Raw genomic sequence first — 21,130 nt, 5'->3', positions numbered from 1 at the left:
GGCAAAGTCATGACAAAAAATCATCGATCTACCAAGCCAGCTGCGTACGATCGAAATAGAAACAGGGCAGGCAGCAATGCAGTGCTTGCAGACAACAGATAAAAGTCGACCACTGGCCCGATCGATCCGCCAGTCGAATCTACCTTGACGAAACTTGTTGGACTTTGATATCTACGCCTCAACCGTATCGGTTGCTTCCTATCGCAGAATCAACATCCATCACTTCTCATGAGAGATGAGTCTCCTCGTGCCACTTCGACTCAAAACAGTGCTTGCCTTGGTATGTCTGATTTGGATGGCTGCTGCGCAATCCGTTTTTGGACAGCAGCCGGCCGGCATTCCGCCCACCGGATATGGCGCGCCACCCGCAGGCTATGGTGGCCTCCCGGCGACGACACCAACAGCCCCACCCACGGGTTATGGTGGACCACCGGCGACGGGATTCACTCCCCCTCCAACCGGGTATGGAGCCCCACCAGCAACCACTGGATTTGGTGCTCCTCCGACCGGCTACGGTGGCCCGCCTGCAGGCACACCGGGAGCGATCAGTCCGAGCCCCAACTGGGGTTCACCGGTTGTTACCCAACCGACGGCAGGACTCTCCCCTGGAATTCAACCGTTCGATCCTTACGCGATGCCCGCCGGAAATACCGGATTGCCACCCACACTCGGTGGATATCCAGGCGCTCCGCCGCAAACCTTGCCTCAAGCTCCCGCTTGGCCTTACGGTAGCAACCCCGCAGCACCAGCCGCGACTCCCTACGGCGCGTTACCACCTCAGCCGTACATGCAGAATAACATCCTGCCAACAAGCATTCCGCCTTACAATCGCCTGTTCCAAGACACGGGCTTTCGTTACACCTATCTCTACGGAAGCAAGGGTGACGAATTGGGCATGAATGTTCTCGAACTTGGCACTTCCGCCTTTTTCCCCAATTTTTTGGGAAGCAAGGGACCGTTACGGGTGAGTCCGGGTTTTGTCTTTAATTGGCTTGCCGGCCCAACCGAGCCTTTTCCCCTCGACTTGCCTCCGCGCGTCTACGATACGTTCTTGGACTTTGGTTGGACCCCGCAATTCAACCAAACGATCGGCGGCGAAGTGAGTTTCCGCTGGGGACTTTATACTGACTTCAAGTCCGTCAACAACAACAGTGTCCGCCTGACAGGCACAGGCATCGGTATTATTCGTATTACTCCAGCAAGCTCGCTGAAACTGGGCGTCACTTACCTGGATCGTGCCGACATTAAGCTGTTACCGGCGATTGGCTGGCTCTGGCAACCCAATCCACAAACACGTTGGGACATTTATTTCCCCAAACCCAAACTCGCGAAGTACTGGACCACCAATGGCAACACCGAAATCTGGTGGTATTTAGGCGGCGAATACGGAGGCGGGTCTTGGACTGCCGAACAAGGCGGCGGCGGCGGTGGCAGCACACGATTTGACATTAATGACATTCGGGTCTATTTCGGGATCGATTGGAACAACTTGAACCGATACAGCGGTGTGTTTGAAGTTGGCTACGTGTTCAACCGTGAGATCTATTATGTCCATGTTGCAGAGACCTTGGGTTTGAACGATACGTTCATGTTAAGGGCTGGTCTTACTTTCTAAAAAGCAATCAGCCTACGATTCGCCAAATGGGCTGATAGAATGAGGCATTCAACGCTTCCGATGGGCGAATCCCAATCGGGGGCGATCACGCACGTACGGATGCTGACAAATCGTTCTTCACGCGACCCTCATTTCGAGTTGATGGTGTCATGAATCTTCCTGCGAAGTGCCCGAATTGCCAACAGCTTGTATTAGCTCCCGAACATCAGAAAATCGTCACCTTACGATGCCCCAGCTGCGATCACCACTTCGCCTCGTCATCACTCATCCGCCTCGATGTGCCCATGTTACAGATTGTGTCGAATTCCTCCCTCGACGACTCGGCGGCAGCTGACCAGGGGCAAAGTCGGGAGTTCCAATCCGCAACGAATCAAGCCACGAAGGAATCGATACCCCAGCTCACTGACGTCACTTCGATGCAAACACAAGCGGCAACGCGGGCACGGGCTAATTCGCGTCGCAATCCGAGTGTCAAACTGGAGCTACTCAAGGTATTTCTGGGAGGACTGACTGGAATCATCATCGCTCAACTAGTGCTTTGGTGGCTTCCGAGTGGACTGCGACGTGACCCCCTTCAGGTAGCTGCTCATGTGCCCACATGGCTCTCTTTTGTCGTTCCCGAAGAACTTCGACAAAAGAAAGCACAGACTCCAGCAGGAGATTTAGATGACAAGCCCGAATCTGAGTACAAGCAGCTAACCGGCGATCTCAAACTTCTCGACCCGCTACCCCCTGACTCGGATTTGGGCAACGATAAACATTTCAACATCGACGGCTCATTAGCCAGCTCGGCGGCCCCCGTGACGGCAATTCCGCCAGCGACACCGCCCGCCGCCACTCGACTAAAAGACCCGCCTTCCTATCCTGCAAGTGAACTGCGAAACCTCTTGGCTGACGTGCGGATTCAGCTGGAAGAATACAACGACACCGACGTTGATCGAGAAACCAGGCGAACTCAATTGCGAAGACTCTATCAACGACTTTGCGAAATCGGTGAAGTGGTGACGTTCGTGAACATGGATGACCCTCACATTGGCCGCATGATGCAAGCATCCGAAGCCTTATTGACACGTATCTCAAATTCACCCGACCAATTAGAACTGGTCGGCAAGGCTGCTGGGACCTGGATCAACTATTCGTCCCGAGTTACTGACGGAATTACGATTGCCGGAGAGGTTATCGCGATCGAGGCTCAGGACAATTTGTACTTTTCCACCATTCGTTTTCCGTCAAAATCGGAGACCAACATTCGACTGGTGTGTGAACGCAACCCGATCACCGATGTCCGCCAAGCCTACGAGGTGGGTGATCAAGTTCTAGCATTTGGAGCGATCATTAACGAACCCAATCGCAAAATAAACGGATTCAGCGGTACAGGTCCGATCGTGTGGGAAGGCCTTCATATCGCCTTAAAAAAAACCGCTGCCATCGCTCCGGATTTCTAATCAACCGTTAACGATCGACTGATGATCTCCTGGCGTCCGTTTTCAAATGAGGTCTCACCAGTTTGGACCAACGATCATAGCCCTCCTGATTCAGATGAAGCCCGTCCGGCAAGAAGAGCGATTTGACGGGCTTACCATCCGGGCCCAACATCACCTCACTCACATCAACAAACTCTAATCGCGCATCCTGCTCGGTAATCGCTCGGATTTCATCATTGGCTGACTTCATGGACGGATAGATATCCCAGCGTTTGAGACTTGGTTTAATGGAAACGAACACGACGCGAGTTTTGGGTAGATCGGTGTGAATTTCCCTGATGAGCCGTCGATATTCCGCTGCAACCAACTCAGCCGATTCACCGGCTGCAATGTCATTATCTCCTTCGTAGAGAACGATGACAGCTGGGCGATAGGGCTTCACGATACGATCGTAAAACTCCAGCACATCGCTCATTTGGGAACCGCCAAACCCACGATTAATCGTTTTTAAATTCGGAAACGACCGTGCAAGGTCCCACATCCGAATACTCGAACTACCCACAAACAGCACGCCCTCGGGAGCGGGGGGCATCTTCTGATCCTGCTGTTCAAAAGCCGCAATCGTCTTTTCCCAACGACTGGGCTCAGCTGCCGTAAGCATTTCTTGATCCAGCCATGGCATCCAACCCAGGACCAGCAACACGACGAAGAATTGGGCGCGAATGTCAACCATGATTCTTTCTCGCTTGGGCGATGCTTAGAAGGATACCCGCAATGCAGCGACAGCGTTGCATCATCCTAAATTCTAGCGAAGAAAGAAGCAATCCATTCTCTCAGTGACGTCGCCGGACGGAGATTGCGAGCTCGTCAGAGGTGAGGGGTTAGCAGAATGCAACGAGGAATCCTTGGAACTCGACTTGTCCCAGAATACGCAATCAAGTAAATGGGGGACCAACTTGTCGGACCGCGCCGATCGTGGCGTGATCTCAGCATCAATTCGTTAGTGTCTCATGGATCGATATTTCGAACCGTCGCCGTAGAGGTGTCGTAGAGCTCCGCATGCAAAACCTATCAACAACATCGATTCGTCGTGGCCTTTTGTGCCATTTATTTGCCGCCGCCCTGGCAGTTGGGCTTGGCAGCCAATGCTATGCTCAATTTGGCGGAATGGGTGGCCGCGGTATGGGACAGTCTCCGCTCCCGGGCAAAGCAGAAGAACGGCCGACTTACCAACCCCCGGTGATCGAACGCGTCAATCAAGGCAAGCCGATTGTCGCGGTGAAGATAATCGGCAATGACGCGTTGGATGAAAGCCGTATTCGCCCGCACCTGCAAACGCGAATAGGTCGGGACTTTGATCCGGAAACCGTACAAGCCGATGTTCGTCGCCTGTCTTCAACGGGCATGTTCCGCAACGTCCGCACCTACCGTAAGCGGATGCCGGAGGGTGGAATCGAGGTCACATTCGAAGTCTTTGAACTGCCGATCATCCGCTATGTAAAGTTTGAAGGCAACAAAAAAGTTTCGGACCGATCTCTTGGTAAAGCTTGCGAAATTGCGAAAGGCGAATCGATGCACCAGTATCGAGTCGAAGAAGCGAAGCGCAAGATCCAAGAATCTTATCTGAAACGAGGCTTCAGCGATGCGGATGTACGAATCAAAGAAGGTGATAAGCCGGGTGACCAGGGTGTCACATTCGCCATCTACGAAGGCAAGCAACAGCGTGTTTTCCGCACCCGCTTTGAGGGCAACACGATTGTTTCAGACAGTCGTTTGAGAACCCAAATCAAATCCAAACCGGGCATCGCGTGGTTCTTCAAGGGTCAAGTCGACCGAGATCAAATCGACCAGGATCAAGAGCGACTAACGGCTTATTATCGCAGCCTCGGCTATTTCAAGGCGCGTGTTGGTCGTTACTTGGACTTCAACGATTCCGGAAAATGGCTGACACTGACTTTCATCATCGACGAAGGGCCGCGATACAAGATTCGCAATGTCTCGTTGGTTGGCAATCGCACCTTCACAGAAGACTCCTTAGCAACCCGCCTCGAATTTGAGCCTGGCGATTTCTTCGATCGTCGCAAGCTAAACCGAGATCTTAATGCGTTACGAGACACCTACGGCAGCCAAGGCTATATCCACGCGGACATCAATGCCGACCCACGTTTTCTTGAGGAGCCTGGGATGCTTGATTTAGTGTATGACATTGATGAAGGCGATCAGTATCGCGTGGGTCGAATTTTGGTCAACATTGATGGTGAGAATCCGCACACGCGTCGTAATGTGGTGATCAATCGTCTATCTTTGACACCAAACGACATTATCGATATTCGCGAAATCCGCTCCAGTGAACGGCGTCTACGATCTTCTCAATTGTTTCTGAGTGATCCGGCTCAAGGAATCGCGCCCTCGATTGCGATTCGCCCACCGGAACTGACGGAAGGCACGCAATTAGCTCGACAACCCGACCGCGGTCAAGACTCTTCTTATTGAGGCTGATCCGTTGACCCAAGCAAGGAAGCGAAAGTTGACGACTATTTATAACGCACATCTACGATTCGCAATCGCGATGCTCAGCTCGCTGGCGGTGAGCGGGTGCGCCACCTGGACCCCCGCGCCGACGATCCCAGGTATGAACCCTGCTCCGTCGGTGACTCCGCAAAAGCCGAGTTCAACGCAGCGACCGATCATTCGGGGGCAGCAACCCTCCGGTGGCTTCGATTCGCAGTTTGGCGAAAGCGACACTTACTCTCGGACTCCCATGGCCGTGTCGGGTGTCAAACAGTTGCCACCTCCGGTGAACCAGCAGAACCAAGTACAGGATTCGGCCGTTCAACCGGCTCAATTCACTCCTCAATATGGTGCTCCCCCCCAGGGCAGCACTCCTGCTCCGTACGGGGCAGCTCCCACCTATGGGGCTCCCCCTCAGGGCGAGTACATTCCACCGCCAGCTGGTGCAACCCCTGGCAATTACGCCTTGCCACCGGGCCCTAACAATCCGCCCTATGCGGGTAACTATCCGGTCGGCCCCAGCGGGGAGCCAGTCCTGACGCCCGGCCCCAATGACCTCGTTGGCCCGCAACCATTTACGGGTCGATTTGCGGATCTCATCGTGAACGTGCGTGAACAACAAACGGGTCGATTCATGTTCGGCGTCGGCGTCAATTCCGATGCGGGCCTCACGGCTCAAGTCGTGATCGACGAATACAATTTTGACTGGAAAAGATTCCCACGTGGAATCAACGATGTCGTAAATGGAACCGCCTGGCGAGGCGGCGGACAACGGCTTCGAATCGAAGCCATCCCGGGAAATGAACTTCAGCGATACTTGGTGAACTTCACGGAACCCTACCTGTTTGATACGAACATCAGCTTAAATCTAAGCGGTTTTCTCTACGATCGCCGCTATTACGACTGGGACGAACAACGCCTGGGTGGAAGAATTGGATTGGGTTATCGTCTGACGCCCGACCTTTCCTTGAGTGCAGGGATGCGATTAGAGAACGTCAACGTCAACGACCCTCGTGTGCGTGGTGTACCGGACCTCGAGGAGGTACTCGGCGACAGCAGTCTCTACAGCGGTCGCTTGACAATGACTCATGACACCCGCGACTCGGCTTTTGCTCCCACCGAAGGTCACTTGTTCGAACTAACATTTGAACAAGTATTCGGCACCTTTGCCTATCCTCGAGCGATTGCTGACTACCGACGTTATTTTCTCATCAAGGAACGGCCGGATGGTTCCGGGCGGCACGTGCTAGGAACCTCGCTTCGCACTGGGTTTTCCGGATCTCAAACACCACTCTACGAAAACTTCTTCGCGGGTGGCTATTCGACGCTTCGCGGATTTCGTTTTCGCAGTGCAACACCTCAACAAGATGGCGTTTATGTGGGTGGTGAATTCAGCTTTCTGGGTTCGACCGAATACATGTTCCCCATCACCGCAGATGACATGCTGAAGGGTGTTGTCTTCTGCGACTTCGGTACGATTGAAGAGAAGATCGAAATCAATCAGGAAGACTTCCGCGTCGCGGTTGGTGCAGGTTTGCGAGTATCAGTACCCGCAATGGGTCCCGCTCCGATTGCATTGGATCTGGCCGTGCCGATCGCGCGAGAGCAAACAGATCGCATCCAAAACTTCAGCTTCTTCGTCGGGTTCGGTCGTTAACCCCGTTCAGGACTGAGCTTCCAATTCACATCCCAGCGAGTAAATGGCCTCGGCATCGAGTATTTGCTCGTTGTCGACGAACAGACGACGCAGGGCTGCCTTGTGAATCTTCATCTTCGTACCGCCAACACCGATGGCGCCGTAGCCAATCACCCCCTGGCGTTCGACAGCCGCATCCATCACTTCAATGCCTTCAATCCCCACGGGTGGAACAGCATTGAGATCGATCGCCACCTGAAGTGATTTACACGATTGGCGACTCGCTTCATCCAATAATTGGATTCCTGCCGCTCCAGCAGCGATTACGAGCTGAGTTCCCTCGAGCGCTGCCTGCAATTGCGTGTCGGCTTGGATTCCAATCGGCTCCAGTTGCGCCGACGGCACGCGTGCACGAATAGCTTCACAAGCGGATGCGGCTCTCATCGGATCGCGGGAGGCCAGTCGAACGCGTGCTCCCGCAGCAGACAATAAACGAGCCGCACGTTGGCCGACAGGTCCTGTTCCCGCCAAAACGAGAGCTTGAGTCTGACTGAAATCAAGGTGACGGCCAGCGGCCACCACCGCCGCTGCAGCCGTCGTGTTCGCCCCATTGGCATCCATCAGCACGGAAACTCGCATCGGACCAAAAAAGGTCTTCTCAATTGCGGACAGTAAAGCCTCTCCCGCAGCCACATTCGATCCACCTACAAAAATCGCCGTACTGGACAGGTCATTAATTCCGCGAGTAAACATCGTTCCATGCACCAGATCGCGAACCTGATCAGCGGTGACTTGATGATACTGCAACAAATGGTCGACTCCCGCATCGACCGCAACGACTGCATCAAACACACTCGCATGGGGATCGGGATCGAGCTGTACCAATATCTTTGCTTTACTCATGGACTCTGCCTTTGTTGTCTCACGGAATCGTCGTATTTCACTCAATCAAAACTGCAAGAATCGAGCGACGCTCCAACGCGTTCACCTTTCTCGAGTCGCAAAAAAACAGCCCTCGCTGCTCAATCAAGAGCCCCGAAGGCTGAAATCATCATGATCAACGAAGACACGACCGCCTAAAATCCTTGGAAAGGATGTTTCGCTTCGTCTTTGGCGGCCAACATTTCATCCGCGGAAGGCGTACCGCCCATAGCATTGGCAATCGCCAGCTTCGTCGCTTCGTAGTTGTATTGATAAATCTTCTGGTTGTCTTCAGCTTCCCAATGAATGAAGACGCCACAGGTAATCACATAGTCTTCGCACTTATCCTTGGGAATCACGCCTTCGGCAACCGAATCAGCAACGGCTCGAGCGACTGCCGCCTGGGCTGGACCGAACATTTGTACCGCTTGCTTGGCACCCTTGATCGTGACCTTCGTGATCATCACCGTCGCTGGCTTGACCGCAATGTTCGGCGCAAGCACGGCGAGTAGATTGGAATGCCCTTCGCTTTGACGTGCCAAACCGTTGGCAAAGGCGATCCCTGAAGGGCCTTCCTTGTCACCAATGATCAGATCGATGTGAGCGATCTCGTTCCCATCACCCACCAGAGCTTCGCCGATAAACATGGACATAGTTTGTATCTCCGTTCGATTGACTGTCAATTATAAGCAACCCGAAGCAGCAGAAATTAACATAACCAAAGGCGATTTCAAGTAGGTCGCGAACCCGTTCGAAGACTCGGCGGTTTAGGTAAGAGCTACCGCCCAATAATCCGGCAGAAAATATTGCCTCACGGCAGCCCTCCCAGCCAAGGGCCCAGGGGAAATCGCCCCGCCTCTCCTCAGTGGGTCGATTCGGGTCGCCTTCTGCATCCACGGCCTTCGCCGCTACCCGCTCAGAACTCCAGCACACCGAGTCCCAGCACACCGAGTCCCAGCACAGCACTTTGTCGCGAATTTCTGTGATAAAGGCGCAACGGAGAAACGAAACAAAGCGAACCAGCTTGACCACTCGAGCGGAAAGCGTTTGTCGAGCCAGCTGCTGGCAGCTGAGCGCCAGCACTCTGATAGCTCTTGACGCTTGGATCGCCTTCTTCTAACCTCCGCCCACTATGAAGGGATCAGGCCGCACACCTCGTATTGCATTGCTCTCCGCACTTGCGTTTTCTGCAGGTGCTCTTGTTGCTGCAGAGTTGCCTCGGCATACGAGCAAGATTGTCGTCTTGCGAAATGGAAACGTCTTGCAAGGGGTTGTGCAAAGTGAAAACCAGCGACTGGTGATTTCCGACGGAGATGCACGAGTTACCCGAGTTTCACTCAATGATGTCGATTTCATTTCGGAAGATTTCCAGGCAGCTTACCGTCGCAAATTGTCACGCCTTGAAGATGGAAATGTTGAGCAACACCTGCGGTTAGCTCAATGGTGTCTGAGATACGGCCTTTCGGAATCTGCCGGCGATCGTTTGGTTTATCTCCATCGTGTTGCTCCCCGAAACTCAGCCGTGCGTGCGCTCGAGAGTCGGATGCGAAAGATGGTTCGCGATCAAACAAGGTCACAGAAAAGTCCCAAGGTAGCAAAATCACCACCGGAAGCGTCAAACTCCGAAACACGGCAAATTGACAATCTGCCAGCGTCTGCCGTTCCGCAATTCACGCGTGTGGTTCAGCCCTTGATTCTCAATCGTTGTGGTCAAACGACTTGCCATGGCAGCGCGACTCGATCAGGTTTCCAATTAACGCGAAGCCTGCGAGGAAATCCAAACCGCGAATTGACCTGGAAAAATTTAGCGGCCGCGATCCACCAGGTGCAAAACGAACGGTTTGAAAATAGCCCATTGCTGTTACAAGCCCGCTCAATTCACGGCAATTCAAAAGTCGCACCGATTGAGGCGCACGAGACAGTCCAATTTAAGCATCTGTACGAATGGGTAAAACTCGTCACCAAAAGTAAAAACCCAACTGATGCGGAAATCCAAGACGAAGCGGAGGCGGCCTTCGAGTTTGCACGATCCGGTCAACAGAGCAATACGCGCAGCGGAAACACCCTGCAGAATCGATCCCCAAGCAGCGACAAGCGTTTGCCAAACCATTCAGCAGAATCTCTCGACGTGCAGAGTGTCGATCCTTTTGATCCGACGGTCTTCAACGCTGAACATGCCAACCAGCCTCCGTCACCCCAAGATTGAGTCATCCAGCCGCCCGACTCATCCGGCCATCTTTTCTAGGGCGAGTTTCGCGATCGTGAAACATTTCCCCGCGAAACCATGCCGAAAAAGGTCAGATTTCGCCCGATCTTGACCGTCTACCCAGACCCTCTCAGGCGGTTTATATTGGCAACAGTTCGGGAGCAGATCGATCGGGAATTAGGCAGGATAGATGACAGGACTCACCCGAAAGTTGATTTTCTTTTCAGGTCGGGTTCAGGGCGTAGGATTTCGCTACACCACACAGCGACTGGCAAGAAACCATCCGGTGGACGGCTATGTTCGCAACTTGCCAGATGGCCGTGTCGAGCTTCTTTTGGAAGGTACCGCCGCGAATTTGGACCAATTCGTGGATCAACTTCAATTGACAATGGCTCGCTATATTCAGGGTTGCGATATCCATGAATCAGAGAGAACCGGTGAATTTGACGGATTTGAAATTCGGCACTGATCGGATGGATCGGACGCAAAGATGAACCGATGCCATTGATTAATCGTAGCAAACTGGCAGCTTCCTTTACCGATGCCCCTTTCACCGCCATCATCACCCTGACAAGATCGTTTTCAAGATATGATGCCCACGCCAATATTTAGCGCCGTGACCCCCTGGCTGACGACTTGGCTGACCTCGCTCTGGCTTATCGGCGTCGGAGCTCTGTTGGGTATCCTCGCGCTTCTCCTGATTTGGGGCCTGACGTTTATTGTCAATCGCGAGGCAGCCAAACAGGTGCCGCTAGCGATCACCGAGGGCGTTTTGCTGCCCATCACCTCAATCGTCGCCATCGTCGCCATCTTTGGTCTTGTCGGCGCCATCTTCGCTCGCAATCCGCTCACGATCCTTGAATCACTTCAGCGTTTACCAAACGCGGGTGAAAAGTCGGTTGTCGCAGAGATTCCGGCCAGCGTTGAAGCTTCAAGCGGCGAATCAACCGCCACGCCTGTTCAGGTTGACCTCTATGGCGACGAACTGATCGAATTGAGTTTATCCTCGAATCGGCTTGTTTCAGTTGCTGACGCGGCCGAAGAAAAAGATCGTCGCGAGGATCCGCTCGAGATCGATCCTTCGGATCCCTACGAGTGGTCCAAATCTCGTCAGGGTGGCATCCCCTTCGGTGGCGATTTTGTGGGAAAGCTGTACGTATCCAATCCGTCCGACGAAACGGCCACGATCACCATCGCCAGCAAATCGGCCCCAGCCTATCCTCAGGTGACGGTCATCCCGACGACAGCGATTGGCGTCTTAGGGATCTATATTCTCTACTTCTTGCAAGCATGGTGTTTCCCGCGCGTGTCGGCAATCGCCTTGGCGACCAGCAAGTCTGAAGTTGCGCAACCGATTTTTGGCATCATCGTCGCTGTCGGAGTCTTCATGCTTCTGCTCTTTGAATTCCTTCCCTACAACACTTTTGGCGAAGATATCAAAATGCTGAAGGATTCCGGGCTGACCTTGATCATGGTGCTCGCCATTATCCAAGGCGTCTGGGCCGCGAGCAATTCGGTCTCCGAAGAAATTGAAGGGCGCACCGCGTTGACGGTGCTGTCAAAACCGATCGGCCGCCGACAATTCATCATTGGGAAAGTGCTGGGAATCCTTTGGACAGTCGCCCTTTTATTCATCATCTTGGGAGTCTTATTTCTAATCGTCGTCGCATACAAACCTGTCTACGACGCCAGAGAACTGGGCTCTGAAACGCCGTCCTGGGAATTGGTTCATACCGAAGTGGTCAGAACGGTCCCCGGTTTGGTATTGGCCTTCTTCGAGACGGTCGTGTTGGTCACATTGAGCGTGGCAATTTCGACTCGCTTGCCCATGCTGGCCAATTTTGTGATTTGCTTCTCGGTTTACGTGCTCGGCCATCTCACACCGCTCATCGTGCAAGCTCCCATCGATTTTCCGCCGGTGGTGTTCATCGGGCAGCTCATTGCCACAATTCTTCCCGTGCTCGACCATTTCAACATCCAGGCTGCCGTGGCGGCCGGCCGGCCCGTGCCGCTCGAATACCTGCTGATGGCCTTCTTTTATTGCGTGCTTTACAGTCTGATCGCCCTGCTGTTGTCGCTCGCACTGTTCGAGGATCGCGATCTAGCTTGACCGTCCGAGGGGCAAGTTCACCCGAGATTAGGCAGATGCAAAACGCCTGCTGGGGCCCTTCCTCCTTCCATCCGCCTGCTCACGGCTGCTTGACTGTGTACCCGAATCATTATAGATTTCACAATGTTTTGATTGATCAAAATTTTATTTCTGGTCAATCGAATCCCCAAACACGCCCCGGCGATTCAATTAATCGTCGGTGATTTTTTTCCCACGATTGATAAAACCTATGCTCCGATGCCTCGCGATTCTGTTCTGTGCTTCCGTGCTGACTTCGTCGGTTCGTGCCGAAGAGCCCCGCCCGATCCTCCTCTGTTCCACAACCCAGGTGGCTGATTTCGCGCGGCAGGTGGTGGGTGACGATTGGGAAGTCCGTTGCGTGCTGACCCCAGGACAAGATCCACATTTGTACCGGGTGACGCCCAATGATGTTCGGCTTGTTGAAGCGGCCACCCTCTGTTTGGAAAACGGCTTGCATTTGGAGGGTAATGACTGGATGGCTTCGTTAGCCAAAGATGCGGGCAAACCGATCGTGCGTTGCACCGAGGGAATACAACCGCTTCAAATGGCTATTGACGATGACGCGTCAGTAGAACTGGTTCACGATCCACACGCTTGGTTCACACCTAAAAATGCTGCCGTTTACGTGAGAAACATTTTGCGAGCGGTCACGAAACTCGACCCGGCAAATGCGAAAACTTTTGCAGCTCGTACCGAGTTATACCTTGGTGAGTTGCGTGTCTTGGATGCTTGGATTTCCAAACAGTGCAATGCGATTCCCCGTAGTCGGCGTATCTTGATCACAAGCCATGACGCCTTTGGCTATTTCTGCCAGCAATACGGTTTCCAATCCGCTGCTCCGGCAGGTTGGTCAACTGGCCAGGAAATCGGCGCGGGCGTCACTCCTGCCCGCCGAAAAGCAGCGGTTGATTCGATTCGCGACTTTGGCGTCAAGGCAATCTTTGTCGAAACCAGTGTAAATCCAAAACTGATCCGTGAAATTGCCAGTGAGGCCGGTGTGCAGATTGGCGGCGAGCTCTATTCGGACTCGATGGGTCAAACCGACACAGCAGGCGAAAACTATATTGGCATGATGCGAGAGAACGTTCTTACGATCGTGCAAGCCTTGCGGTAACCAAATTCATGCGTTTGCTATTCGCTTTCATTCTTGTCACTTGTATTCTTGGCGGGATGCAGCTGTACATGGAACTTCGGCCCCAGCCGAAAGCTTACTCGACCCCCAAGGAACTCTTAGCTGACGGCAATTTCCAATTTGAAATTACGATGACATTCGCCGCCGGCGCCGACTCATTCGCACTCGATGTGTCGGATACTCCCTCGCTGCTGGTCTCTTTTCGGGGCGTCGATCTACTACGAGAAATGAAAGAGATCGAAGCGGGGAAAACGCTGCGAATCGAGGATATTGAGGGCGTGGCCAGCGGCAGCAACGAATTTTTCGTGCGTGCTTCCCCACGAGATTCCGGCACTCTTGTCGCGCGAGCCGTTCGGATTCGCATCTTGAGAGATGGTAACCCAATCGTGGAAGAATCGCTTTGGGCGGAGCCAGGCGAGCTGGTGGAAGGCGTCGTTATCATTGATGTGCCCGCGCAGGCAAGCAATGCAGAACGGACCGAGCAGCATGAATAGCAAATCGACCACCGCGTCGGAACCGCGTCCAACTTTGGAAACGCCAGCGATTGATATCAGGCATCTCACCGTCAGTTACGGCCCCGTCCCCGCATTATTGGACGTTTCGCTGGAGATACCCAAGGGGACTTTGGTTGGCGTCATCGGCCCGAACGGTTCTGGAAAATCAACACTCATGAAATCAATTCTGGGATTTCTCAAACCAGATGTTGGTGAGGTACAGGTCTTCGGACAGTCGTTGGACCGTGCTCGTGGTCAAGTGGCATACGTCCCTCAACGCGGATCGGTAGATTGGGATTTCCCGATCACGGTGCGTGACGTGGCCATGATGGGCCGTTATCGGCACGTCCCCTGGTGGAAAGAGCTGAGTCAGACTGATCGTGAGTTAGCTGATGAGGCATTAGAGATGGTGCGGATGTCGGAGTTGGCGAACCGTCAAATTGGACAATTGTCAGGTGGACAGCAACAACGAGTTTTTATGGCTCGAGCGATGGCTCAAGGCGCCAACATCTTGTTACTCGACGAACCTTTTTCGGGCGTCGACGCCGCGACGGAACGCGCGATCCTGGATGTGCTAGAGCGCACTAAAAAAACAGGGCGCACACTCGTCGTCGTCCACCACGACCTCGCAACAGCGACGGAATATTTCGACGTGTTGATCTTACTCAAACAACGATTGTATGCCTATGGACCGCCTGAAGCTGTTTTGAAGCCCGAGTTACTTGCCGAGGTTTACGAGGGCAATCTCCGCGCCTTCGAAAATCTTGGCCCGCGAGGAGAGCATGGTGGGTGAGACCATCTGGAACATCTTCGCTGAACCTTTGACCCAACAAGCTTTTCAAAAAGCCTTGATTGGTGGCAGTTTAGTCGCCATGGTGTGCGGTGTAATCGGTTGTTTCGTGATCCTCCGACGCATGGCTTTTCTGGGAGACGCTCTCTCCCACTCGATGTTAGCCGGCGTCACCGCCGGATATCTGTTCATGCAAATTGCATTTGGACACGAAGCACATACGACCGCCATGATGATCGGATCGATTTTGGCCGGTCTCGTCACGGTTGCTCTGATTAGTTTCGTTTCTCGCGTTTCACGAATCAAAGAAGACACCGCCATCGGCATCATGTACACAGGCATTTTCGCCATCGGCGGTGTACTCGCATCTGTATTCAGCCATCGAATTCACCTCGATCTTTATCATTTCATCACGGGTATGGTTTTGGGAGTCGAAGACGCGGATCTTTGGATGATGGCGGTGATTACTGCCATTGTGTTGACCGTCGTGATCTTGCTGTACCGCCAACTCTTAATCGCCACATTCGATCCCGTGATGGCCGCGTCAATCGGTATCCCCGTGGTGGCCCTCGATTACCTCTTAACCACCTGCACATCCCTCGTCGTAGTGGGAGCCGTAAGCATTGTGGGTGTAATTTTGGTGGTCGGATTGTTAGTGACACCCGCCGCAACGGCCTACTTACTGAGCGATCGTCTACATCGCATGATGGGGTTGTCAGCTCTCTTCGGCGTCACCGGCGTGATTGGCGGACTTTATGTTTCGATGTGGATTGGCAACGTTGCCACCGGACCATCGATTGTAATCGTCAGCACGTTTCAGTTTCTACTCATTCTGTTTTTTGCTCCGCGTTATGGCTTGTTAGCGGATTGGTTACGTCGTCGATCGATGATACCGCAGCAAACGCTCGAAGATATCCTTGGTTGCTTTCGACACGGCGAACAGGATCGCTTGCCCCTTTCGACAATCATCAACATGATTTCCGAAAAGCCGGACGCGGTACACCGAGCTTTGCGGACCATGGTCAAACAGCACTTGCTTGTCGAGGGACTCGGCCAAATAACGCTGACCGATTCGGGGCGCCGCGAAGCGAAGCGAATTGCCCGAGCTCACCGCCTCTGGGAAACCTATCTTGAACAGCTCGGCACTCCAACGGAAGAATTACATGATCGGGCTGATCGCCTCGAACATTTACATGATGAAGAAACGGTCGACTACCTTGACGACAAGCTTGGCCATCCATTGCGTGACCCACATGGTTCTCCGATCCCAGAAGACTTCGAACATCTCATCCCGGGTGCCGAAGTCAAATCAAGTCTTTTGCGCAAGGGGCTCAGCGGTCGCATCACGCAAATTGGACCCTCGGCTCCCTCGCCGCTGAAGGTGAACATGATCATCACAGCCGGCGACCGTAGTCACGACAATCATCACTGGACGTTTTTGTTACCTGACGGAGCACAAATCCGACTCAACCACGAAGCGGCTGATGCAATTATTGTTCAGCTTGAACAACCGGATGACGGTTCGAGTTGAGTTCTGAAAAGAATTGGTCCTGCTCTCGTCTTGCCAACGTTTCGGCGGACTTCCGCGAAAGCCGCAAAAACAAACCGGGACGTATCAAAAACTCGCTCAACGTGGAAGTCACCAGACCTCCTAACATCACAACGGCAATCGGAAACAGAATTTCTTTCCCGGGAAGATGACCGCTGATCACGATTGGTAAAAGTCCGAATCCGGTCGTCAAACCAGTCATCATCACCGGCGTGAATCTTTCGAGACTTCCCTCCAGAATCATCTCCGCATTGAATCCACGACGTCGAAGCAGAACCAAGTAGGTAGAAACCAGCAGTAAGCCATTCCTGGCCGCAATTCCTGCCAGTGAGATGAATCCCACGAGGCTGGCCACCGAGAGTGTTTCCCCGGACAGCCAAAGTGCGAAGATGCCCCCTATAAATGCCACCGGCAGCGCCAAAAGAATCTGCAATACGATGCTCACCGAAGGGTAACACGAATAAAGGATCATAAAAATCACAACCAACGCAATCAGACTTAACCATTGAATTCTTTGCGTTGCGGTCTGTTGAGCCTGAAACTGACCTCCCAAGGTAATGAAGTAGCCCGCCGGGAGTTCCACCTCTTCACCAACTCGCTTTTCAATTTCCGCAACGGCGCTGCCCAGATCTCGCCCGAGAGTATTCACACGAACCACAATTCGACGGCGACCATCTTCACGTTTGATCGCGTTAGGGCCCGCACCGACCCGCACATTGGCAATCGCAGAAAGCGGGATTAAAGCACCATCATGCAATTCAATGGGCAGCCGCTTTAACTCGTCGAAGTCGCGACGATCGCCTTCATCGAATTTCAAAACAACGTCAAAATAGCGTTGCCCCTCCTGCATTCTTGACACAATGCGGCCGCTCAAGGCCGTCTCCAGAATGTCGTTGACATCTCGAACGGTCAATCCGAAATCGGCCAATCGATCGGGCAACAATTCAATTCTCAATTGAGGCACTTGTGCCTGTTGTTCCGTAAAGGGTGGGGCAAGACCCGGTATGGACTGAACGACTTGGTCAATTTCATTTGCCTTGGCGCGAAGCACTTCGAGATCGTCACCGTACAACTTGATTGCTATTTGAGCGGTAACTCCGGAGAGCATGTGACTGATTAAGTGCGCAATCGGCTGCTCAACTTCGACCTGAACACCAGGAACTTCCTCCATCGCCCGGTGCAATTCCACGATCACCTCTTCGCGTGAGAGGGTTGTATCAGGATTAAGCGTAATCACATACTCACTCACATTCACACCCATCGAATGTTCATCCTGCTCAGCACGTCCTGTTCGACAGGTGAAAGTTGTGATGGGGCCGTTCGGATTTCCCGTGCTCTTCAAGAGCTTCTTCAGCTGTCGATCGGCCAATCGACTCACCTCTCGTGACTTCGCCAGCGAAGTCCCCGGTGGAGTAAACAAATTGACTTGCGCGGCACCTTCATCGAATTGTGGTAAGAAATCTCGCCCCATCGACAGCAACAAACTACCGCTCGCCACAGCAAGACATACGAACCCTAACACGATCGCACCGAAGCCAACCCGATTCAGACTGAGTCGGATAACTGGCGAAACTAAAATCTTTGACATCCGCAGAATCAGACCGTCACCCTGCTTGCGTGTCGCCTTCGCCTTGGGCAACAAATAATAGGAGAGCACAGGAGTCAACGTCAAAGAGACGATCGTGGATGCCAAGATAGAAACGATATAGGCAACTGCGAGCGGCGCAAACAGACGTCCCTCCATACCCGTCAAGGCAAACAGCGGAGCAAAGACGACGATCACCAGCAAAGTACTGATAAAAATGGCCGCTCGGACCTCAACACTCGCTTCGTAAATCACCGGTAGAACCGGGCGAGGGCTTGATGACTGCGAATTTTCTTTCAAGCGACGAAAGATATTTTCGACATCGACGATTGCATCGTCGACCAATTCGCCTAAAGCGACTGCCAACCCCCCTAATGTCATGACATTGATCGACATATCAAAAAAGCGAAAACAGAGGATGGTGACGAGCACCGACACAGGGATCGCTGTCAAAGTAATAAAAGTCGTACGAAAGTTGAGCAGAAAAAGAAAAAGGATGATCACGACGAGGATCGCTCCCTCACGCAAAGCCTCGATCACGTTGTTAACCGAATGCTCAATAAATTCACGCTGCTCGTAAGTCACTTCAAGTCGAACATCATCCGGTAAGTCACCGCGAATTCCAACCAAAGCCGCCTCGATACTCTCCGTTAAGCGCGTCGTATCCGCCTGAGGTTGTTTCTGGATCGTCAGCACAACCGCATCACGTCCGTTGACTGACGAATCACCTCGCTTCGGCTGTGGAGCCGCCTCAATCCGAGCAACCTGTTCAAGCAGAATAGGGCGCGGATCAACGTTCTTGACGACCACTTTATTTAGTTGCTCGATATGGCGAACTCGCCCAAGACCGCGCACGAGTAACTCTTGCGAGTTGCGATCAACATAGCCCCCCGTTACGTTCAGGTTGCTGTCCACAAGGCCCTGCTCAACTTCGGCTAACGTCACATCAAAACGGCGAAGTTTTTCCGCATCGACCAACACTTGATATTGTTTTCTACCGCCACCGATGACGATCACCTGCGAAACACCGGGAATCGACAACACACGCTGTCGCACAACCCAGTCAGCAAGGGTCCGTATCTCCATCGCCGGAGTCGTCCCATCCTCACTGTAGATCCCGATAACCATGATTTGGCCAAGCAACGAGGAAACAGGACCAAGCTGTGGTTGAACGTCGTCTGGCAATTGACTTGAGACGGCGGCAATGCGTTCTTGAACCATTTGCCGCGCCACGTAAATATCAGTACCCCAATCAAATTCGACCACCACAACAGAAAGTCCAATATCGGACGTCGTCCGAACTGCCATCACACCATTGGCCCCGTTAATGGCTGATTCGAGTGGGAAGGTGACGAGCTGTTCCACCTCTTCTGGAGCAAATCCGTGACATTCAGTAATCACCGTGACGCGCGGACGCGTTAGATCCGGCAACACATCGATCGACAACGACTGCGTGGCCAACGAGCCTAACGCGATAATCGCGATGCAAATGCACAGCACCGCAAAACGATGCGTGAGTGAAAACTGGATGACTTTGTTTAGCATGACTTACTATCCGCTAACGGATTTTGACCTATCGGTTGCAGGATTCGGTTTACCCGGAAATACGTTGCTCAATCATTCCAGCCGACTAGTGCGAGTGGCCATGATGGGCACCACCTTCGCCCGCGACAGATTTCAGTTCCAGATTGAGTTCATAGGATCGATTCGCAACTACCTTTTCGCCAACCTTGAGTGATCCACTATTCTTGAGCACAGAAGACGCCGAGTCCTGATATTCAACCTGAACTGCAACTCGTTGATACTCGACTTCGTTCGGTCCATGATGGTGGTCGAGCTTCCGAAAAACATAATCGGTCACCCCATCATTAACGACTGCGGCCAATGGTAATCGAATGTGATCGGCGAATTCCTCGACCGGCAATTGCAAGTGTGCCCGCTGTCCCGGCTTAAATCTCCAAGTCCGAAATCGCACGCCCTTGGCATTGGTATAGTCCCGCACCACCTCATTTTGGATCGGCAAATAAAATGAGAACGTCTGGCTTTTACCATCAACATGATTATCAATAAATTCAATCGACAGATTTCCCCGGCGGTATTCGGCACCGTGCGTCCCAAAGGTGGCTACAACGGTCCTTTGCTGCTCGGTCGCCTTTACTACTTGATCCAACTCATTTTCGAAGGCACTACCCACTAAGTAAAGCTCGGCGTGGTAGGCCAATCGGCAAAGATCATCACCTCGTTTCACCGTGGCACCCGGTAGGACAAATAAAGCTTCCACCGAATAATTTGGCTCCGCATCCGCGGCCTCGGAGTCAGTCTCAGAATGGCCGCTCGCAGAATGGCCGGTCACACGTACCGTGTACTGTCGCATCAACTCGCGATTCTTGATGATCTCATCCACCTGCTGAGAATCGAGACCGCGGACAAGCAATTCCTGAATATGCAGTTGGTGTTCCGTATCTTTCTGCTGCCGCTCATAGCTCAAATCACGTTTACGTTTTCCAGACACCGACCCCGACTGGATCAACGGTTCCAGCCGTTTCAATTCCTCATCGATCACGTCCATCCGAGTCATCACTTGAAGTAGATCGATCTGCGCCTGGGAGAGGGCTTCATCCGTCACTCTTAAGTCCAACAAGGCATCACCCGGTGAAACCGCTTGACCGGGCACGGTGTAAATCCGTTCCACCGTGCCGTGGATTGGTGCCGCCAACGCATGCGCACTTTGCCCTGGTTTTTCGACAACACTGGCAGGAATTCGGATACTGCGCCAGACGTCCTGCAAATGAATCGCTACATCCTGCAACTCCAGAGCTTCCACGGCCGATGTTGTTAGCACAACGACATCAGCATGCCCTGAATCCAAATCATCTGTCTGTTTGGCGTCCCTTCCATCGCTGTGTGCTTTATCGCTGTGTGCTTCATCGCGGTGTGCTTCATCGCGGTGTGCTTCGTGGCGGTGTGCTTCGTGGCGGTGTCCGGACGATGTCAAAGAGGGAATTGCAATGGGACGCACCGTTCCAATCAAGACACCGGTGGCTAACAGAGCGATTCCTATCAGGAATAAGGTGATCAGTTTTGCTCGATTCATAGCAGTGCTCATTGCAACGAGAATTATCAACGGGTGGGGATT

The 21,130-nt window shown here is 53.0% G+C and carries 16 protein-coding genes; 11 read left to right on the top strand and 5 right to left on the bottom strand.

Annotated elements, in window-relative coordinates:
- Positions 1–247: 247 nt before the first annotated feature.
- Together P8N76_04465 and P8N76_04460 are read left to right on the top strand one after the other, a co-directional pair.
- The gene (locus tag P8N76_04465; protein MDG2380904.1) at positions 248–1,615 is read left to right on the top strand and encodes a hypothetical protein; all 1,368 of its coding nucleotides are present in this window, start codon (positions 248–250) and stop codon (positions 1,613–1,615) included.
- A gap of 284 nt (positions 1,616–1,899) precedes the next feature.
- Complete coding sequence (locus P8N76_04460) at positions 1,900–3,060, top strand: hypothetical protein (protein ID MDG2380903.1); 1,161 nt, start codon at positions 1,900–1,902, stop codon at positions 3,058–3,060.
- A gap of 7 nt (positions 3,061–3,067) precedes the next feature.
- Here the strand turns inward: P8N76_04460 and P8N76_04455 are convergent, their stop codons facing one another.
- On the bottom strand, positions 3,068–3,772 hold the full coding sequence (locus P8N76_04455) for a GDSL-type esterase/lipase family protein (protein MDG2380902.1): 705 nt from the start codon (positions 3,770–3,772) through the stop codon (positions 3,068–3,070).
- A 326-nt stretch (positions 3,773–4,098) separates the two neighbouring features.
- Between P8N76_04455 and P8N76_04450 the strand changes: the two genes are divergently transcribed.
- Positions 4,099–5,532: a POTRA domain-containing protein gene (locus tag P8N76_04450; protein ID MDG2380901.1), complete on the top strand. Its 1,434-nt coding sequence runs from the start codon at positions 4,099–4,101 to the stop codon at positions 5,530–5,532.
- A 34-nt stretch (positions 5,533–5,566) separates the two neighbouring features.
- Positions 5,567–7,207 carry a BamA/TamA family outer membrane protein gene (locus tag P8N76_04445; GenBank protein ID MDG2380900.1) on the top strand — a complete coding sequence of 547 codons (1,641 nt, stop codon included), beginning with the start codon at positions 5,567–5,569 and terminating at the stop codon, positions 7,205–7,207.
- A 6-nt stretch (positions 7,208–7,213) separates the two neighbouring features.
- Here the strand turns inward: P8N76_04445 and P8N76_04440 are convergent, their stop codons facing one another.
- Complete coding sequence (locus P8N76_04440; GenBank protein ID MDG2380899.1) at positions 7,214–8,089, bottom strand: methylenetetrahydromethanopterin dehydrogenase; 876 nt, start codon at positions 8,087–8,089, stop codon at positions 7,214–7,216.
- 173 nt (positions 8,090–8,262) lie between these two features.
- Positions 8,263–8,760 (bottom strand): formaldehyde-activating enzyme, encoded by a 498-nt coding sequence (gene fae / locus P8N76_04435; protein ID MDG2380898.1) that lies wholly within the window; start codon positions 8,758–8,760, stop codon positions 8,263–8,265.
- Positions 8,761–9,239: 479 nt separating this feature from the next.
- Between fae and P8N76_04430 the strand changes: the two genes are divergently transcribed.
- The 7 genes from P8N76_04430 (at position 9,240) to P8N76_04400 (ending at position 16,391) form a co-directional block, all read left to right on the top strand.
- Positions 9,240–10,313: a hypothetical protein gene (locus P8N76_04430; protein MDG2380897.1), complete on the top strand. Its 1,074-nt coding sequence runs from the start codon at positions 9,240–9,242 to the stop codon at positions 10,311–10,313.
- Positions 10,314–10,503: 190 nt separating this feature from the next.
- Positions 10,504–10,782 (top strand): acylphosphatase, encoded by a 279-nt coding sequence (locus P8N76_04425; protein MDG2380896.1) that lies wholly within the window; start codon positions 10,504–10,506, stop codon positions 10,780–10,782.
- 120 nt (positions 10,783–10,902) lie between these two features.
- Positions 10,903–12,423 (top strand): ABC transporter permease, encoded by a 1,521-nt coding sequence (locus tag P8N76_04420; GenBank protein ID MDG2380895.1) that lies wholly within the window; start codon positions 10,903–10,905, stop codon positions 12,421–12,423.
- Positions 12,424–12,652: 229 nt separating this feature from the next.
- Entirely contained in the window at positions 12,653–13,558 is a 906-nt protein-coding gene (locus P8N76_04415) for a zinc ABC transporter substrate-binding protein (GenBank protein ID MDG2380894.1), read from the top strand.
- A gap of 8 nt (positions 13,559–13,566) precedes the next feature.
- Entirely contained in the window at positions 13,567–14,070 is a 504-nt protein-coding gene (locus P8N76_04410; protein ID MDG2380893.1) for a hypothetical protein, read from the top strand.
- Positions 14,063–14,863 (top strand): metal ABC transporter ATP-binding protein, encoded by an 801-nt coding sequence (locus P8N76_04405; GenBank protein ID MDG2380892.1) that lies wholly within the window; start codon positions 14,063–14,065, stop codon positions 14,861–14,863. The genes P8N76_04410 and P8N76_04405 overlap by 8 nt, the downstream gene beginning before the upstream one ends.
- Positions 14,853–16,391, top strand: coding sequence for an iron chelate uptake ABC transporter family permease subunit (locus tag P8N76_04400; protein ID MDG2380891.1), 1,539 nt, complete (start codon positions 14,853–14,855; stop codon positions 16,389–16,391). Before P8N76_04405 ends, P8N76_04400 begins: the two co-directional genes overlap by 11 nt.
- Here P8N76_04400 and P8N76_04395 read toward each other — a convergent pair.
- Positions 16,351–19,539, bottom strand: coding sequence for an efflux RND transporter permease subunit (locus tag P8N76_04395; protein MDG2380890.1), 3,189 nt, complete (start codon positions 19,537–19,539; stop codon positions 16,351–16,353). The two genes, P8N76_04400 and P8N76_04395, sit on opposite strands and share 41 nt — an antisense overlap.
- 85 nt (positions 19,540–19,624) lie before the next feature.
- The gene (locus P8N76_04390; GenBank protein MDG2380889.1) at positions 19,625–21,088 is read right to left on the bottom strand and encodes a hypothetical protein; all 1,464 of its coding nucleotides are present in this window, start codon (positions 21,086–21,088) and stop codon (positions 19,625–19,627) included.
- Between the last annotated feature and the right edge of the window lie 42 nt (positions 21,089–21,130).

It is taken from the genome of Pirellulaceae bacterium (assembly GCA_029243025.1).
Taxonomy (GTDB): Bacteria; Planctomycetota; Planctomycetia; order Pirellulales; family Pirellulaceae.
Note: the sequence above shows the minus strand (reverse complement) of the source record. Positions and strands in the feature narration are given on the sequence as shown.

What these genes read in the sequence shown, in the direction of transcription:
- P8N76_04460 (MDG2380903.1), top strand. Translation starts at nt 1,900, where the DNA reads ATGTTACAGATTGTGTCGAATTCCTCCCTCGACGACTCGGCGGCAGCT.
- P8N76_04455 (MDG2380902.1), bottom strand. Translation starts at nt 3,772, where the DNA reads ATGGTTGACATTCGCGCCCAATTCTTCGTCGTGTTGCTGGTCCTGGGT.
- P8N76_04450 (MDG2380901.1), top strand. Translation starts at nt 4,099, where the DNA reads ATGCAAAACCTATCAACAACATCGATTCGTCGTGGCCTTTTGTGCCAT.
- P8N76_04440 (MDG2380899.1), bottom strand. Translation starts at nt 8,089, where the DNA reads ATGAGTAAAGCAAAGATATTGGTACAGCTCGATCCCGATCCCCATGCG.
- fae (MDG2380898.1), bottom strand. Translation starts at nt 8,760, where the DNA reads ATGTCCATGTTTATCGGCGAAGCTCTGGTGGGTGATGGGAACGAGATC.
- P8N76_04430 (MDG2380897.1), top strand. Translation starts at nt 9,240, where the DNA reads ATGAAGGGATCAGGCCGCACACCTCGTATTGCATTGCTCTCCGCACTT.
- P8N76_04425 (MDG2380896.1), top strand. Translation starts at nt 10,504, where the DNA reads ATGACAGGACTCACCCGAAAGTTGATTTTCTTTTCAGGTCGGGTTCAG.
- P8N76_04420 (MDG2380895.1), top strand. Translation starts at nt 10,903, where the DNA reads ATGATGCCCACGCCAATATTTAGCGCCGTGACCCCCTGGCTGACGACT.
- P8N76_04415 (MDG2380894.1), top strand. Translation starts at nt 12,653, where the DNA reads ATGCTCCGATGCCTCGCGATTCTGTTCTGTGCTTCCGTGCTGACTTCG.
- P8N76_04410 (MDG2380893.1), top strand. Translation starts at nt 13,567, where the DNA reads ATGCGTTTGCTATTCGCTTTCATTCTTGTCACTTGTATTCTTGGCGGG.
- P8N76_04405 (MDG2380892.1), top strand. Translation starts at nt 14,063, where the DNA reads ATGAATAGCAAATCGACCACCGCGTCGGAACCGCGTCCAACTTTGGAA.
- P8N76_04400 (MDG2380891.1), top strand. Translation starts at nt 14,853, where the DNA reads ATGGTGGGTGAGACCATCTGGAACATCTTCGCTGAACCTTTGACCCAA.
- P8N76_04395 (MDG2380890.1), bottom strand. Translation starts at nt 19,539, where the DNA reads ATGCTAAACAAAGTCATCCAGTTTTCACTCACGCATCGTTTTGCGGTG.
- P8N76_04390 (MDG2380889.1), bottom strand. Translation starts at nt 21,088, where the DNA reads ATGAATCGAGCAAAACTGATCACCTTATTCCTGATAGGAATCGCTCTG.